This is a genomic window from Thalassoroseus sp., from assembly GCF_984380535.1.
Window position 1 is genome coordinate 48,317 of sequence record NZ_CFHRBF010000003.1, and the last position, 16,318, is coordinate 64,634.

The window sequence follows — 16,318 nt, forward strand, 5'->3', positions numbered from 1 at the left end:
ACGTCGGCGACGAGTACGAGACTGTCGAGTCAGATTCCGGCTTACTCATTCGACCGTTTCAATGCCAGTTGCATGCGGAACGAATGAGTTCCGGAAGTACCCGACTCCAAATCTGTCTCATAGGACCGGACACATAGAATTGTTGTTCGGCGTCGTCCGGTTCTTCGGCATCGAGACAGGTCCAATAGGCAATTGTCATTGCATGTAAATGAGCATTCTGTTGCAACAACTTGCCGACGGTGATCCAGTTCGGTAACTCTTGGATCCGCAAGACCGTTGCTCGCCCTGCAACTTCGTCTTCGACCGCTTGGATCATCATTTCCATCAGCGAAAGTTGTTCGTCCGTAGTTACCCCTGTGGATAGATAGAGTTCCACATAACGGTCGAAGTCCTTCATGTCCGCCATTTCCCACTCCCAATCCTGGGAGAATGGCGAAAACATGTAGCCGAGACGCGAAGCGAGAGCTTCCCGTGTGTCGACAGACGGATGACGAACAAACTTGTCCGGGACAAGGTCTTGCACGATTCAACTCGAACGTCGCTCACAATCGGAAGTAGAACGTTTTGCGAATCCATCGCCAGAGCCAGTCGGCGGCGGTGCGGCGTTCCACGAGGACTCGCGCTTCGCCACGGGTGCCCGCTCGTAGGCTTTCGGTCTGTTCGGCCAATTGCACAGTGGCTTCGTAAGCAATGCTCGTGAGTTGCTCCTCGCCGTTTTGACCACTCACGGTTGGAAGCGGACCGCCGTATTTGTTGGACAGCGATGGCGGAGCATTTTCTAAGTGTCGGTGAGAAATCATTGAGATTTTTCCGTCGAACACTTGGCCCGGCAAATGGTCTAGCCGAAACTGAACCGGCAGATCGACGGCGATGTCTTCACGTTGGCCTTGGTCGACGACTAGCACCGCTTCCATCGTGTCTTTGGGGGCGATGCTAAACAGGTGCGTTTGCGCATCGAGCCACACTTTGTCGTTTTGCTGGTCAAGTGGTGTGCCGTGCCAGGGCGGAAGACGGGGATCGGACGGATCACGTTTCGGCATCGGCTTACGCGGCGGTGGCACAATACGACCATCAATCTGTGCCACAATCGTCAATTCCGCCACTTGCCGACGCAACTCACGGATTTCCTTCTCCAGACTGACTTGTCGTTCTTCTGCTTCAATTTCGCCGGCGGCATCGTTCGTTTCGATCGCGGTTTTCAGGCGAGCTGTCCACAAGTGGTATTCACTTTCAAGCTCCTTTAGCCGATCACTCAATTCCGGGTTTTGCAGAATCGCAAGCGTGTCTCCCGTCTTGACGGTTTCTCCCGGTTTGACGCGGATGTCATCCAGTTGCCCCGGTGTCGTGACGTAAATGTGTCGAACGTCTTCGGGCTGCACATACATCGGGCTTTCCACGTACCACGGGAATGGCACGCTCAACGCCAACGTGACGAGCCCCGTCACTACGAATAAGAAGAAACCCAACCGAAACTTATTCAACGGTTCACTCCTCGGCGTTTTGAAGATTCGGACGGTCCCGGCAATCATCGAATAAAAGAAAGTCGAAAGCGACACCACCGCCATCGTCGCCCCGATGCTTTGCAGTCCGTACGGTTTCAGCACCGTGTACAGAAACGTCGCAATCCCGAAAATAATCAACCAGCGATACAGAAACGAAGCGACCGAGAAGAACATCAGCCAACCACGTCCGCTTTCCGGGCGGAATGGGTCCGGACGGAGTTCAATTCCCAGGCAGTACTTCGCGAATGTCTCCCGCAACATGCCGTCGGCTTTTTGGCGGAGGTTGGGAATCTCCAGCAAGTCCGAGAGCATGTAGTAACCGTCGAACCGCATCAACGGGTTCGCGTTGAAGATGACGGTGGTAATCGTAGTCACAAAAAACACGTTTAATGCCAGGTAATTCAACAACCCTGGCTGCGTGAACCACCACACATAAATTGCCATTGCGGACAGAATGACTTCGATGTACATCCCCGCGCCGCCGATGAAAAATCGCGGCCATTTGCTGCGGATCATCCAGGAATCGGTCACATCGCAGTACAAACACGGCGAGAACACGAGCAGCATCACGCCCATCTCGTGACATTCGCCGCCGAAGTGATGGCAAGACAAACCGTGGCCGAATTCATGGATGATCTTGGCACATGCGAGGGTCACCCACATCCAGATCAAGTTCGGCCACCCGAAGAATTGTTGGAACTCCGGGAGTTTGCGTTGGAACGTGTCGAAGTTGATCAACACGAGAAGCCAAGCCGACGCCACGAACACCAGACAAGTCAGCACCACCCACGGATTGAATAACCAACGTGTGTACGGATACAGTTTGACCAGGGATTGTTCGGGATCCCAACCCGGCAACCGCAGATACATGATGTTGCGGAGCGAGCTGAGGATTTTCTTCTTTTTGTTCTTCTTTTCCCGCTTGAGCATCTCGACACCTTGCCCCGGTCGGTCCGACTGGACAAGGTTCTTCATGTGCAAGTCTTGCACAAGATGCTGCACGTCCGCCAACGATGGCCGAACATGCGGAAACTCTCGGCTGAGCCCGTGTTTGATATCTTCCAAACTGCGGATACCATCCAATCGTTCCAGAGCGGCGTACTGCTCCGGACGCAAGCGATGGTACTGCAACCCAACCGGGTCTTTAATGACGTAATGCGGTTCACCACGGTAGTCGATCCGCTTCACCACCAAGTCCGACCGACGAATCAGAGGAATCGGTCGACGATCGGAAGGAAGTTGCGAAGGTGAAACCGGTTGTGCGGGGGCTACACTGACCAAATCAAACTCGACTTGAAGATCTTCGTACGGAAAATTCTGACGAGGCAAACCCAACAGAATTCGCGTTCGGATGGGAGACAGTCGTTCCCACATTCGCGAGCTATGAGTATAATCGGTTTCAACCGCACAATCGGCAAGGAGTTTGCCGGTTGTTCGCAATGTTTTCGCCGAACTCGCCGATGAAACTCCACAGGACATCCGGGTTCTGGAACGTTCCTGTTGGTAATTTCGGTACGTTGGGGAAGAAATCCGGAGAGGATCGGTTGTCTCGACCCATATCGCAGACAATCCGCTTTTGCCAATCGATGCCAACGCACGATGGTACCTAAGTCCTCACCACCGTTGATGCTCCACTTATTATGGATGGTCGCCCGTGAATCAGCCAAATCTGGAAGCCGTTCGCGAGCAAGTTCTGCGGATCGCCCGCCAAATTGAACAGCTCTGCCAATCGGAAATCGCTCCTAACGATTTCTTTCCGCAATTCTTGCAACTGTTGGCCGAGGCAATCGCTGCCGAAGCGGCGGTCTTTTGGCGGCTCGATGAAAACCGCCAGATCGGACTGGCCTATGAAGTCGGTCTCTCGCAAATCGGCTTATCGGATGCGCCGGCGGCACTGACGAACAATCAACGCTTGCTCGCCGATGCGTTGGGCACTGGGCAAACGATTCTGTTGCACCCCGAGAACCCAATGGGCCGGGAGTTGCCGCTCAATAAGCAGATCATTTTGTCACCCTTGAAGATCGGCCGCGATTGCGTCGGCGTGATTGAAGTCTTCCAGCGGGTCGAGACTGCTCCCGGAGCACGTCGCGGTTTCATGCAATTTGTGGAACGCATGTGTGCTGCCGCTTCGCAGTATCTCGCGAGACGCCAGAAGGAAGAAAGTCGGCCCGAAACGGATGAAACCTATCTCGAATCCTTCTCGCGATACCTTTACGGATTGCAACGCGGCCGGAATTTGAAGGAAACTGCGTATGTCGCTGCGAGTGACGGGCGGATGATCCTCGACACCGACCGTGTGAGTGTCGTCGTTCGCCGCGGGCGGAAAACCGAAGTTCTCGCGGTCAGTGGCCAAGAGCGTGTGCATAAACGGGCGAACCTTGTCCGCACGATGCGACAGCTTGCCGAGAACGTCATCAATAGCGGCCAAACCTTGGTTTATACCGGTTCGCAGGCCGAGTGGCCGCCGGAGATCGAACAACAGTTGGCTCACTTCGTCGAAGAGGGCCGGGCCCGTATGATCCTGATGGTGCCCATCAAAGAGCCACCGCCACTCATTGGTTACAACGACGAAGACGATCAGAAACAGGAGAAGACAGCCGAAGAAGGAAAAACGTTCGGCTGCCTGGTTGTCGAGCAAATGTCCGAAGGTGCGTTGTCGCCCCGCCTACGCAATCGCGTCGATCTCGTCGCCGGGCATGTGGCGGCCGGTTTATACTCGGCGCGTTCGCAGGAACGGATTTTCCTACTTCCACTTTGGCGACGTATTGGCAGCATCCGGGAATGGCTCGTCGGTCGCCGACTGGTCAAGACACTGATCGCACTCGCCGTAATTCTGCTGGTTGTCGGTGTGATGGTGCTCGTTCCGTGGGATTACCGCGTGACGGGCGAAGGTCGGTTGATGCCGGTGGAACAGCAACACGTGTTCGCACCGGAAGATGGTGACGTCGAAGATATCACAGTCAAAGGTGGTCAGCGGGTGAAACAGGGCGATGTTCTGCTCACTCTTCGCAATGACCAACTGGAAAACGAATACCTCGCGTTAACTCACCAGCTCGAACAACAAAAGAAACGGAAGACAACGCTGCTCGGGCGAATCGAAACGATTCGAGTGGTCAACGACGAAGCCCTCGCGCAGCGGGACGACCTGCTTGGGCAACTCGAGGAGACACGGATTTCGATCGATGACCTCACCGAACGTGTGGCCAAGATCACGCACCGCAGGGAACAGCTCACGGTGAAAGCTCCCCGCGATGGTGTTGTCGCAACCTTCCAACTTCGGCAAAAGTTGCGTGGACGACCGGTGTCACGCGGTGAGGTGTTGTTAGAAATCATGAACGACCAAGGCGATTGGCAATTGGAACTCGATGTTTCCGCCGATCGGTTGGGGCACTTGCTCGATGGTTACGGACGCCTGGATACCAAGCAACTGCCGACAGAGTACATTCTCGCCACTCGGCCGGAGTACACTTATGTCGGTGTTGTGGAGGACCTGGGAACGCGTGCCGAAGTGTCTCAAGAAGAAGGCTTGGTTCTACCGGTTATCGTCGACATTGATGCTCAAGCACTCCCGGCCGAAGATCGTCGTATCGGTGCGGAAGTCCAAGCGAAAATCAGCACGGGCAATCGCAGTCTTGGGTATTGTCTATTCGGTGATGTCATCGAATTCTTCCAACGCACGTTCTGGCTATAGACCGCGTCCAGCGATTGAGTGTGCCATGGCTCCGTAAGCCGTGCGTGTTCCTTCCGGTAAGAGACCCAGTTCGGTTCTCTAACCCGTAACACCCATTCCCAAGCCTCTGAGATGACGCTGAGGAGATTCCTAGATGCCCGCGAATCGGGTGCGAATGATGCGTTACTGGCGGACGGTGGATCAAATCCTCGCCCGCTGCAAACAAATGCGTGAGTGGGGAGACACGAAACTCCGCGAACGAGCGCTCGAAATCCGTTGGCAAGCCCGCGGCGGCACACCAATGAAAAAGCTGCTCATTGAGAGTTACGCATTGGTACGGGAAGCCTCGCGACGGGTCACCGGCAAAGAACATTATCCGGTGCAGTTGCTCGGTGGCATTGTCATGTTCGAAGGCCACATCGCCGAGATGCAAACAGGGGAAGGAAAAACTCTGACTGCGACTCTACCCGCGTTCTTGCGGGCGTTGCCGGGACGTGGATGTCACGTTATTACGGTTAACGATTACCTCGCCGAGCGGGATGCAGAGTCCAACGAGGGCATCTACAAGATGCTCGGTTTGACGGTCGGTTGTATTCTCACGGACCAAGAAGACGACGATCGTCGAGAAAACTACAAACGGGACATTACCTACGGGACGGCGAAAGAGTTTGGTTTTGATTTTCTGCGTGATCGTCTCAAAATCGGTGGCGGCAATGAGGAAATCGATCGACATCGCCCGTTCGGAACCCAAGGCGGAGGCGGTGAGCAACCCGTTCAACGCGGGCAGGAATTTGCTCTCATCGACGAAGCCGACAGTATTCTCATCGACGAAGCGCGAACGCCGCTCATTATTGGTCTGGCGGTCCCGCAAGAGACGAGCACCGTTGAACTTCTACGGTGGTGTCGCCGGACGGCTCCTCGACTGACGCTCAATCAAGATTACATCTTCGAACCCGATCGTCGCAGCGTTTATTTGACCGATGCCGGTTGTCGACATGTCGTCCTGATGCCGAAACCGCTCGTTTTGGACGGTGTCGATACCGAGACAATCTACGAACACGTCGAACGGGCGATGACTGCGGAATTGGCCTTCAAACGTGATCGCGATTATGTGATTCAAGACGATGAGGTTGTGATCGTCGACGAAGGGACCGGCCGGTTGATGGACGGTCGAAAGTGGCAAGACGGTCTGCACCAAGCGGTCGAAGCGAAAGAACTTCTGCCAATTACCTCGGCAACCGGACAAGCGGCCCGTGTGACGGTACAAACATTCTTCCGCCGTTATCGTTATCTGGCTGGCATGACCGGGACCGCCGTTCAAGCAAGACGTGAATTGCGACGCGGTTATAAACTTTCCGTCAGTGTGATCCCCACACACCGTCCCTGTCTGCGGAAAGGGTTGCCGGACCGTGTGTTCGCCACGCAAGCCGCCAAATGGCAGGCCATCATGGAAGAAGTTCGCAGCCTGATTGCAGCCGGGCGAGCGATTTTATGTGGCACGCCGTCTGTGCACGCGTCGGAAGCACTGAGTGCAATCCTCACTGAAAACGAAATCGAACACGAAGTTCTTAACGCTTATCAACATGCTCGGGAAGCGGCAATCGTTGGGAAAGCGGGGCAAAAGGGACGCGTAACAATCGCCACCAATATGGCGGGGCGTGGAACCGATATCATCCTTGATGAAGCCGTCCGTAAGGCGGGCGGTCTGCATGTGATCGCCACCGAGTTTCACAGTTCGAAACGGATTGATCGCCAGTTGATCGGTCGTTCCGCTCGACAAGGTGACCCCGGTGGGTATCAATTTTTCCTCTCATTGGAAGATGAATTACTGCGGTGTCTGCCGCAGGCCAAAGTTCTCGCTTATCGCGCGTCGGCTCGGCCAAATGCGAAGGGGGAAATCAGCAGCAGTTGGGTGAAAATGTTTCGCCGTACGCAACGGTTCCTCGAAAAACAACACACCAAGCAACGCAAGGGCCTGCTGAAAGCCGAGAAGGAACGACACAAAAGACACCGTGAAATGGGTCTCGATCCGTTTTTGGAACTGACGGAATAGCGGTCCCTCGTTCAGTGTTTGACGAACTTCGCGAGCGTCAGATCTGCCATGTGTGGCAGTGTGCGAGTTCCTGTTTTCGGCCATACGTGAAGGTGCTTGATTTCTCCACAGTCCGCGAGTTCATCGACAAACGGCTTCCACCCGATCAGGTATTGCGTTTCGCCGGGAGCCAAATCCGTCACGAATTGATCGGCCGAATCTTCGCAGTATGCGGGTCCGTCGAGGAAACAGTACAACCCTTCGCGATAGAGTCGGTAGACACAGATTGAACGCCCTGGTTCTACAACGGATGCCGAGATTTCCGCGATTTCGACCAATGGCAACCGGGGATCACGGGCGGGCATGACCCAGCCGATTTGAATCGTCGTACAAACCAGCAGGTTCAATACGGTTGCCGTCATCGCTTCAGCGACTCGACCACGCTGCAGAAAGTTGAACCCGACGGTTCCAATGCAAGCGAACGACGCGCCCGTCAATATCCCAGCCCAACGCAGCACGGGTTCTTCAAACCAGAATACCGATGCCAAAGCGATGCCACCGCACCAAGTAGCCGCGATCAAACTACAACACCAGCGGGAACTCAACTGTCGCTTTTGAGTCGAGAAATCGACGGCCAGACAGACAAGCCCTCGCGCCGACAGTAGTGACACTACCGGCAATGTCGCCATGAGATACTGCTTATGTTTGTTCGCGGACAGCGAGAGCACCACAACTTGCGTGAGTAGCCAAATCCAAAGAAATCGTTCGCGGCGATTGCGTTCGAACCATGCGGCTCGCCAGCTCTCCCGAATGACCAGAAACGCGAATGGCGTCCAGGGCAAGGCCATCCACAAAAGTTTTGGGCCATAGTAGTACCAGGTGTCTTGGCCGAGCGTTCCGACGGCACGTCCAAGTGTTTCACGTTGCCAAGTTCGATAAGCTTCCGGCAGTTCCTGAAGCACGAGATACGGCCAAATCAGGATCGCAGCAGCAAGAAACAACCAACCGAGCGGATTGATGAAACTCCATAGTCGTCGCCAATTTCGTTCGGAAACGATGAATGCCGCCACGACCGGAAGCACCATTCCAAGCCCGTAGTGAAACTTGGCGAGCCACGTTAGGGATAATAGGCCGAAAATCGCTGTCCAGCGGACGAACGAACGGAGACCATGTTCATTCCGGGGTTGTTCGATGACTAACAGTAACGTGGTGGTCGTCAGTAGACACAACAGCATGTCGACTTCGGCCTTTCGACCGTAAATCAACATCCATACGCTCGTCATTTGCACCAGGGCTGCAGCGAGTCCGACCCAAGAAGAATACCAACGCTTCCCCCACCAGCCGAGAAGACCGACGAGCAGGACGGCCGACAAGGCGGTGGGAAATCGGGCGGTAGCGGCTGAGATTTCGCCGCAAACTTTTCCCCAACCCGCGATGCACCAATAGATCAACGGGGGTTTTTCCAAGCGAGGGTAGCCGCCGTACATTGGGACGACCCAATCGCCGGTTTCCAGCATGGCTCGGGCTGGTGCCACGGCGAATACTTCATGCGAACCGAGGACGCGGAACTCTCCCAATCGGAAGAAGAACATCAGTCCTGCTGCCAACACCAATCCCAAACCGGCCAGTTGCGGCCAGTGCCGGGGCGTCGTTTCGGTACCCGATTCAGCGCCGGCACGCGGTTGCAACGCACGATGCATCGGCAAAACTGAGTCGGCTCCGAAAAGCATGGTCTCCGCGTCCCGCAGTCAGTGTTCCAGTTCGGCTGGGAAGATGTGTCCTCGTAATCATCGTGTCGCGTTTGACTATGCGGCTGGACGCATTTTGCGTTCGTCTTCGATAGAAAGCGACCGATCGAAATTCCGAGTATGACGGACTGCGTATGGCTGACGTCCGCGGACTTCGTAGTACATCCGCGAACCAAGTTCCCCCAGCATACCGACCGCAAGAAACTGCCCGCCGACCATCGTGGAAAACACGGAAAGCAATAGCAGCGGATTGCCGGTCATGTCGAACGCATGAAACATTTTCAGGAAGATCGTTGCCGCCCCCGATAGCCCGCCAAGAGCGAGACATAGAAGACCGACAAACCCAAAAAGTTTCATCGGACTGACAAGATACTGAATGAAATATTTCACGGTAATCAAGTCGAGCAACACGCGTGTCACCCGAGAGATCCCGTACTTGGAAACTCCAAACCGTCGAGCATGGTGTTTCGTCACGACTTCGGCACACTTCGCGCCTCGCCAATGAGCGAGAATGGGAATGAAGCGGTGCATCTCGCCGTAGAGTTCAATCTCTTGAGCAACCTCTCGACGAATCGCTTTGAGCGTGCAACCAAGATCGTGTACGGGAAATCCGGTCGTGCGTGAAATCAGCCAATTGGCCGCTTTCGACGGCAGTTTGCGATTGACCAATGCGTCTTGCCGATTCTTCCGCCAACCGTGGACGAGGTCGTAACCTTCCTCGATTTTTTCGATCATCATGGGAATATCGGTGGGATCGTTCTGCATGTCGCCATCCAATGTGATGACCACATCGCCACTTGCCGCTTGAATGCCGGCACTCATCGCAGCCGATTGCCCGAAGTTGGCCCGCAATTCGATGACTTTGACATGGGCGTCTTGGTCGGCGAGTTCGTGAAGAACTTTTTTGGAGCCGTCCCGCGAGCCATCGTCGACGAGAATCATCTCGTATTCGCGACCGAAACTCGTGAGAACTTCGTTCAAGGCATCGTAGAGCAGCGGCAGGTTTTCCACCTCGTTATAGATGGGGACCACAACCGAAACGCTGTCAACGCGATCGACATCCATGAATCGAACCTTTTTCCCTGGCAGCGGGCAGACCGACCGTAAAACGTCCCCGATGGACACGGGGAACCCTTCCGCGCGGAAGTCTTGCAGAAACCAGGAACCACGTCCAGATGGATTTTTGGACGGTCTTGCAGTGGTGGTGTGTTTCTTTTACGACGTTCAGGAGGAAAACGCCGTGGCGACTGCGTCTTGCATTTTGCGGAGACCGGTCTGGGCAACTTCAATGGCGTCTTGTTCCCAATACTTGGGATTGAACAATTCCAGCGAAAGCACGCCGGCGAAGCCAACCGAGTGCATCAATTGCAGAATATCTGTCAACGGAGCGACCCCATCGCCTGGGAAGACCCGGTCGCGGTCGTTGATTGTCTCACGCGGCGGATCGGCCGGGTAATCGTTCATGTGAAATACATGCACCGCTTGCGGTCCCAACATTTTGAGCCCGGAGAAATCGGACCCGCCCTTGTAGATGTGGTAAACGTCGGGCAGGAGACACGCAGACGGATGCCCCGATTCAATCGCCACGAACACGGACTCGCCCAGCCGGGACAACGATTTCGAAAACCCCCAGACTTCGACTTGAGGCACGACACCCGTTTCGTCGCCAATCTTACATAGCTCACCATAACGCTTGGCGGCCGCGAACAAGTCGAGATCGGTTTGGTTCGTGGCACCCGACGGCGGAGCGGCCAAGCGTTTCCCACCAATCTCCGCGAGCATATTCATTTCGCGTTTGGCCTGCTCGAGTCCCCTTTTACGCGTGGTTTCGTCGTCGACGATCCACGGCGCAAACCCGATTGCACTCTCCACCGTGAGCCCGGCGTCTTCGATTCGCTTCCGCAAATCCTTCAGTGAACCGCCGTCTTGCTGGTAAGATTCGATGTCCCGAACCCAGGGCTCGATAGCGTCATAACCGGCTTTCGATGCGACTTCGATCTCTCGAACGATCCCGAGTTTCTGCCCACGGATGGTACTGGTGTTCAGACAATAACGAAAAGTGGTTGGCTCTGGTTGGGTTGGTTGAGCGGATGCGGATCGCGATACCGCTCCCGCAGTGAGCGCGGCTCCGGTGCCAACTAACCATTCTCGTCGGTTGAAAGACGTCATGCGTATCTCTTCGTAGGTTACTTCGGAATCTCTACCTGACCCCAGGCTTATGTGTGTTTGGCCGATGCGTCAATTCGTACGTGTACCGAATTTGACAAGTTCGCCACCGCCCGTGATCAGGTTTGCGTATCTCTAGCCAGCAACAGAGACGGCGTCGCTGACGGTCAGTGTTCCCTCGTACAAGGCACGACCGATAATGGCACCGATGAGACGAGGATGTTTGGCACTCGCCGCCGCCAAGGCTTTCACGTCTTCAACGGTCGTCACACCACCGCTGGCGATGATAGGAACATTGAGCATCGTCAGCGCGATCATGTCTTCGATCGTTGCAGCATCGATGCCCTGCATCATTCCGTCATTGGCGATATTCGTGTAGATGATCGCGGCTAACGGGAGATCGGAATACCGGCGTGCCAAGTCAAATGCGGTGACTTCGCTCACATCCGTCCAACCAGCGACGGCGACTTTGGAGTCGCGGGCGTCCAAGCCAAGGGCGACACGGCCAGGGTACCTTGCGGCGACTTCTCGGAACCAATCTGGTTGCTTGATCGCTGCGGTGCCCACAATCGCCCGACTCACGCCGACATCTTCGATGGCGAACTTCAATGCGGCATCGTCTCTCAAGCCCCCGCCGAGTTGACAAGGAACGCCGGCTTCTTTGACGATCCGACGGATAATCTCGCCGTTGACGGACTGTCCTTCGCGAGCACCATCGAGATCGACCAAGTGCAACGACGCGGCTCCTTGATCGACCCATTGTCGAGCCATGGCGACGGGATCATCGCCAAAGACGGTCTCTTGGTTGTAGTCCCCTTGTCTCAACCGCACGCACTTACCGCCGCGAATGTCGATTGCGGGATAAATTTCCATACTGTTATCGTCCTGTCTCAAACCGCGCAGACGTTGTCCTCGGACAAGCGACTACTAACTCTGACTCTTGTTGATTGACACCATTTCGCGGAGACCCGTATTAGCGGGACTTCGCTCGGATGTCATAGCACATCAAGGATTGTTGGTCACGAAGGTACAAACGTCCTTCGTGAATGACCGGGTGAGGCCAACTTTTGCCGTGCACAGCAGCAAGTTCAAAACTTCCCTTCAAACGGTACTCTTCGGGCGTCGCTTCAATCAAAGCCATGACGCCGTCTTCGTAGCGGAAGTACAAGTTTCCATCCGCATACACAACCGCCGCTGAACCACTGCCAGGACCGCGGACGGAATCCCACATGACCTTTCCGGTCTCCAGTTCGAGACACATGGGAAAGCCTTTGTTGTGACCGTGTCCACAGTAAACGTAATCACCAACAAGCACCATTCCGCCGTGATGATTCTGAAACGTCTTGGAATCTAGAAAATATTGCTCTTCTGCACGGAAGCCGTCTCCGTCTCGCACGATTTTCAGCAGAGCCGCCCCGGTACCGTATCCGGTCGAGCAGAACACGTAATCGTCTTTGACGATCGGTGTTGGAATATTGGCGGTCCCGTTGGCGATTTTGTTGTATGTCCAGAGAACCGCACCGGTTTCCGCATCGACTGAGATAATTCCCCGACCGGTCAACTGCACATACTGCTTTTTGTCTGCCGCGTTGCTGATGACTGGCGACGAGTACCCAGCCCCATCCCCACCGCGATCGCCGATACCGCCGGGAGCGGGAGTCGACCAAATCTCACGTCCGGATTTTTTATCCAACGCCGCCAAAACAGCACGTTGGGAACCGGGTGTGCAAATGAGTTTATCGCCGTCGAGCAGTGGCGATTCACTGTATCCCCACCCAGACATCATCTTACCGCCAAAGTCGTCACGGAAGCTTTTCCGCCAGACGAGTTGACCATTCGATACGCGACAACACACCAAATCTCCTTGGCGTCCCAAGGCATAGACCAAGCCGGCTTCGGGATCGACAGTGGGTGTGCAGTTCGGGTCGCCATCGCCGACCGGTGTCGCCCATACGCCGCGACCGGTCTTCAAGTCGAGACACATCAATTCGGCTGGCCCTTGACGTTTTCCCATTGTGAAGAGGCGATTGTTCGAAATGGCAACGCTGGAATATCCACGCCCAAATTCGTTGATTTGCCACAAGAGTTTGGGGCCATTCGCAGGCCATTTTCCCAGTAGACCGGTTTCCTGTGACAATCCATCCCGGTTCGGTCCCCGCCAGGTAGTCCAATCTTCGGCGTTCGCGAATGACGGAACGATCAAAAGTCCGAGGGCGACGAGGGGGAGCAGTCGGTTCATCGAGCGTTCCTTTTCGCGCAGGAAACCTGCAAGAGCGGCAAATGAGTGATTCTGTGGCTGAGGGTGAGTATAAACCGACTCGCAGCGACCCACAATCGACTGGTCAATTCTGCACAGGTCCGCCAAGTTGGCGAATCAATGTGAACGCCAAAATGTTGGCACAAACAGCACCAGAATCGCGAATAGTTCGAGTCGTCCCAAGAGCATGAGCATCGTCAGCAGGAATTTTCCTTGTGGGGAGAATTCGGCGTAATTCGAGTGCGGGCCCAATACGCCCAAGCCTGGGCCGATGTTGTTGAGCGAACTGGCGACTGCGGATGCACAGTCAATCAGTTTCGACGAGTCGCCGTCCGCCTCCACGGCGGCCCATTGTGTGTCGGGCTCAATCGCGGCGAGCGTCATCCAACTGCTCGCGAACAAGAACAGCACGATGCTGAAATAGACAACCACGCCATGCCGAAGCGAATTGTCGACCTTCACGCCGAAAACCTTCAACGGTCGGACGACGTGAGGGCGATAGGCTTGTTCGATTTCCAGTCGGATTGCCTGAAAGAACAACATGAAGCGGATCACCTTGATTCCGCCACCAGTCGAGCCGGAACATCCGCCGACAAACATCATCAACAGCAGTAAACCGCGGCTGAAATCGCTCCATTGATTGAAATCTTCCGTGCCGAACCCGGTGGTCGTCATGATCGAAACCGCCATGAAACCGGCATGACGAAACGCCACGGCGACCGTGGGATACACTTGAGTCCAGACCAAGTCGGCGGTCAGCAATAGCGATGTTACGATCAGAATCCCGAAATAGCAGCGAAACTCCGGGTCGCGGTAAATCGGTGCCAAGCGACTCAAACGCCATTTCGACTCGCCACGTCCCGCCGGAGTGTGGCGGAGAACAAGATAATACAAAGAGAAGTTCGTTCCGGCGGCGATCATGAACAGTACGATGGTCACTTCAATGACAATACTATCAAAGTGCCCGACACTCGCATTGAACGTGCTGAATCCGCCCGTCGCCATTGTGCCGAAGGTGTGAGCGAGGGAATCGTATAACGACATACCTTCGATCAGCAGAATGGTTGTCAGCAATACGCTGAAACCCACGTAAATGAGCCACATCAGCATGGCCGTTTCACGAACTCGCGGACGGACTGTTTCGTTGATTGGCCCAGGAACTTCCCGCCGCATCAAGGCTTTTCCGGCTGCTCCGAGTTGTCCGAGGATGGCGACGAACAACACGATGATTCCCATGCCGCCCAGCCAGTGAGTGAACGACCGCCAAAACAGCACACAACGGGGAATCAGTTTCTGAACGTCGGGATTTTCCGCTGTTGGGGCCTCCAAGTGAGTTAGGACCGACGCTCCAGTCGTCGTGAAACCCGAAACCGATTCAAAAAACGCATCCGCCAGATGCATCGGTTCGGTGGGAGTTCTCAAGGTTCCTGAAAACACATAAGGCAACCCTCCAAGGATGCCGGCCAAGATCCATCCCAAGCCGACTGTCGCGAGAGCTTCTTTCCGCAACAACGGTGCATGTTCCCGACGACCAATCAGGAACATGATCAGTCCGACGATCAACCCACAGGCAATCGCGCCGACCATGCCCCAAAATCCCTTGGACTCAAATTGCATTGTCTGACCGCAAATCGGGAACGCCCAGGGCAGGCTGAAGACCATGGAGCCTCCCACCAGCATGCACAGCATTCCTAGCATTCGACAAAGCAGCAACCAGTTCATGTCAGTCGCGGACCCTTCGATCGACTCGGGGAAATTTGCTGAGGTGAATAAAACTATCGGTGGTCGATCGTCCCGCAAATTCTAACGCCTGCTCCTCGAACGGCGAACCATGACGGTCCCGAAAAATCGTCTGTTTGTCCTGGCGACCGAAAGATTCTTCTCAGAGCGCGGAAGCGGACTCTTTTAAGTGCCCTCGCCCCACTATTTTCTCTAAATTCTCGCCTTTTCTTGTGGAAAAGCGACTGTCCACTGATATACTCAGCCTCGTAGCCATAATCGACCTATTTTCTCTAGAGTTCCTAACTGGAACACTCGCCAATGTGACACGCGATTAGAGAAATAGGATTCGACAAGGAATGACTTCGAAATCTCGGGAATTGGCAAACATGGGAGAGGAAAGCAAATGAAAAAACTGATGAGTTGGTCAGTAAGTGGGTTGGGAACTGCCGCTATCGCTTTGGCGATGATGGCTCCGTCAAACTTGTTCGCAGGACACCATAAAGGCGGTTCTAGCGGAGGTTCCTCCGGCGGATCGAGCGGGGGATCTAGTGGCGGTTCCAGTGGTGGGCACTATGGTGGCTCAAGCGGAGGATCGTCCGGCGGTTACTACGGTTCCCATGGCGGATCCAGTGGTGGCTACTATGGCGGAAGCCATGGCGGTTCGTCCGGTGGGTACTATGGTTCTCATGGTGGATCCGGTGGCGGACACTATGGTTCCCATGGTGGCTCCGGCGGATACTACGGCTCGCACGGTGGTTCCGGTGCTGGTTCACACGGCGGTTCTGGTGGTGGAACTTACAGTGCTCCAACGTACCACGAGGGAGTCATCATCGAAGAACACACTTCGAAGGCTGCCGACGCTGCGGCAACTCTCGTCGTGAAAGTTCCAGAGAACGCCAAAGTGTATCTGCAAGATCAGCCGATGACCCTGACCGGTAAGGAACGTCGCTTCCTGAGTCCGAAATTGGATGCGACTCGGAAATACGTCTACACCGTGAAGGTGGAAGTCGAACAAGACGGCAAGACCATCAGCAAAGTCACTAAGGCAAAAGTTCAAGCCGGCCAAACCGTTGAGGTTGCAGTCGATCTTGACCAAGACAACGCCGAACAACTTGTTGCCAACGTGCGGGCAGTCGCTCAGAACTAAACGCGAATTTGTTTGGCTAAGCGATTTTTGAAACCGGTCGGTGAATCTTGGATTCACCGACCGGTTTCTTTTTG

11 protein-coding genes are annotated in these 16,318 nt (G+C 55.0%); 3 read left to right on the top strand and 8 right to left on the bottom strand.

The window, feature by feature from the left end; genetic code table 11:
* Nucleotides 1-58: 58 nt before the first annotated feature.
* Together AC5DDB_RS04840 and AC5DDB_RS04845 are read right to left on the bottom strand one after the other, a co-directional pair.
* Nucleotides 59-523, bottom strand: a complete 465-nt coding sequence (locus AC5DDB_RS04840; RefSeq protein ID WP_491738555.1) for a hypothetical protein — start codon at nt 521-523, stop codon at nt 59-61.
* 19 nt (nt 524-542) lie between these two features.
* On the bottom strand, nt 543-2,981 hold the full coding sequence (locus AC5DDB_RS04845) for a hypothetical protein (protein ID WP_491738556.1): 2,439 nt from the start codon (nt 2,979-2,981) through the stop codon (nt 543-545).
* A 175-nt stretch (nt 2,982-3,156) separates the two neighbouring features.
* On the opposite strand from AC5DDB_RS04845, the gene AC5DDB_RS04850 reads away from it, so the two are divergent.
* A complete protein-coding gene (locus tag AC5DDB_RS04850) occupies nt 3,157-5,193 on the top strand; it encodes an HlyD family secretion protein (protein WP_491738557.1) in 2,037 nt (678 codons plus the stop codon).
* Nucleotides 5,194-5,326: 133 nt separating this feature from the next.
* The gene (locus tag AC5DDB_RS04855) at nt 5,327-7,225 is read left to right on the top strand and encodes a preprotein translocase subunit SecA (protein WP_491738558.1); all 1,899 of its coding nucleotides are present in this window, start codon (nt 5,327-5,329) and stop codon (nt 7,223-7,225) included.
* A gap of 11 nt (nt 7,226-7,236) precedes the next feature.
* On the opposite strand, the gene AC5DDB_RS04860 is transcribed toward AC5DDB_RS04855, so the two are convergent.
* The 6 genes from AC5DDB_RS04860 to AC5DDB_RS04885 all read right to left on the bottom strand — a co-directional run bounded on the left by AC5DDB_RS04860 (nt 7,237) and on the right by AC5DDB_RS04885 (nt 15,055).
* The gene (locus AC5DDB_RS04860; protein ID WP_491738559.1) at nt 7,237-8,934 is read right to left on the bottom strand and encodes an ArnT family glycosyltransferase; all 1,698 of its coding nucleotides are present in this window, start codon (nt 8,932-8,934) and stop codon (nt 7,237-7,239) included.
* A 75-nt stretch (nt 8,935-9,009) separates the two neighbouring features.
* Entirely contained in the window at nt 9,010-10,017 is a 1,008-nt protein-coding gene (locus AC5DDB_RS04865; protein WP_491738560.1) for a glycosyltransferase family 2 protein, read from the bottom strand.
* A gap of 159 nt (nt 10,018-10,176) precedes the next feature.
* Nucleotides 10,177-11,121, bottom strand: coding sequence for a sugar phosphate isomerase/epimerase family protein (locus AC5DDB_RS04870; RefSeq protein WP_491738561.1), 945 nt, complete (start codon nt 11,119-11,121; stop codon nt 10,177-10,179).
* 132 nt (nt 11,122-11,253) lie between these two features.
* Nucleotides 11,254-11,991, bottom strand: coding sequence for a 1-(5-phosphoribosyl)-5-[(5-phosphoribosylamino)methylideneamino]imidazole-4-carboxamide isomerase (gene hisA / locus AC5DDB_RS04875; protein WP_491738562.1), 738 nt, complete (start codon nt 11,989-11,991; stop codon nt 11,254-11,256).
* Between the two features lie 100 nt (nt 11,992-12,091).
* Complete coding sequence (locus AC5DDB_RS04880; protein ID WP_491738563.1) at nt 12,092-13,357, bottom strand: PQQ-binding-like beta-propeller repeat protein; 1,266 nt, start codon at nt 13,355-13,357, stop codon at nt 12,092-12,094.
* A 135-nt stretch (nt 13,358-13,492) separates the two neighbouring features.
* Nucleotides 13,493-15,055 (bottom strand): TrkH family potassium uptake protein, encoded by a 1,563-nt coding sequence (locus AC5DDB_RS04885; protein ID WP_491738564.1) that lies wholly within the window; start codon nt 15,053-15,055, stop codon nt 13,493-13,495.
* Between the two features lie 457 nt (nt 15,056-15,512).
* Here AC5DDB_RS04885 and AC5DDB_RS04890 point away from each other — a divergent pair, with 457 nt between their 5' ends.
* Entirely contained in the window at nt 15,513-16,244 is a 732-nt protein-coding gene (locus AC5DDB_RS04890) for a TIGR03000 domain-containing protein (RefSeq protein WP_491738565.1), read from the top strand.
* The last annotated feature ends 74 nt before the right edge of the window (nt 16,245-16,318 follow it).

Coding starts and splice junctions, on each gene's coding strand:
- AC5DDB_RS04865 (WP_491738560.1), bottom strand. CDS start 10,017: ATGGATGTCGATCGCGTTGACAGCGTTTCGGTTGTGGTCCCCATCTAT.
- hisA (WP_491738562.1), bottom strand. CDS start 11,991: ATGGAAATTTATCCCGCAATCGACATTCGCGGCGGTAAGTGCGTGCGG.
- AC5DDB_RS04870 (WP_491738561.1), bottom strand. CDS start 11,121: ATGACGTCTTTCAACCGACGAGAATGGTTAGTTGGCACCGGAGCCGCG.
- AC5DDB_RS04855 (WP_491738558.1), top strand. CDS start 5,327: ATGCCCGCGAATCGGGTGCGAATGATGCGTTACTGGCGGACGGTGGAT.
- AC5DDB_RS04890 (WP_491738565.1), top strand. CDS start 15,513: ATGAGTTGGTCAGTAAGTGGGTTGGGAACTGCCGCTATCGCTTTGGCG.
- AC5DDB_RS04845 (WP_491738556.1), bottom strand. CDS start 2,981: ATGTCCTGTGGAGTTTCATCGGCGAGTTCGGCGAAAACATTGCGAACA.
- AC5DDB_RS04880 (WP_491738563.1), bottom strand. CDS start 13,357: ATGAACCGACTGCTCCCCCTCGTCGCCCTCGGACTTTTGATCGTTCCG.
- AC5DDB_RS04860 (WP_491738559.1), bottom strand. CDS start 8,934: ATGCTTTTCGGAGCCGACTCAGTTTTGCCGATGCATCGTGCGTTGCAA.
- AC5DDB_RS04885 (WP_491738564.1), bottom strand. CDS start 15,055: ATGCTGGTGGGAGGCTCCATGGTCTTCAGCCTGCCCTGGGCGTTCCCG.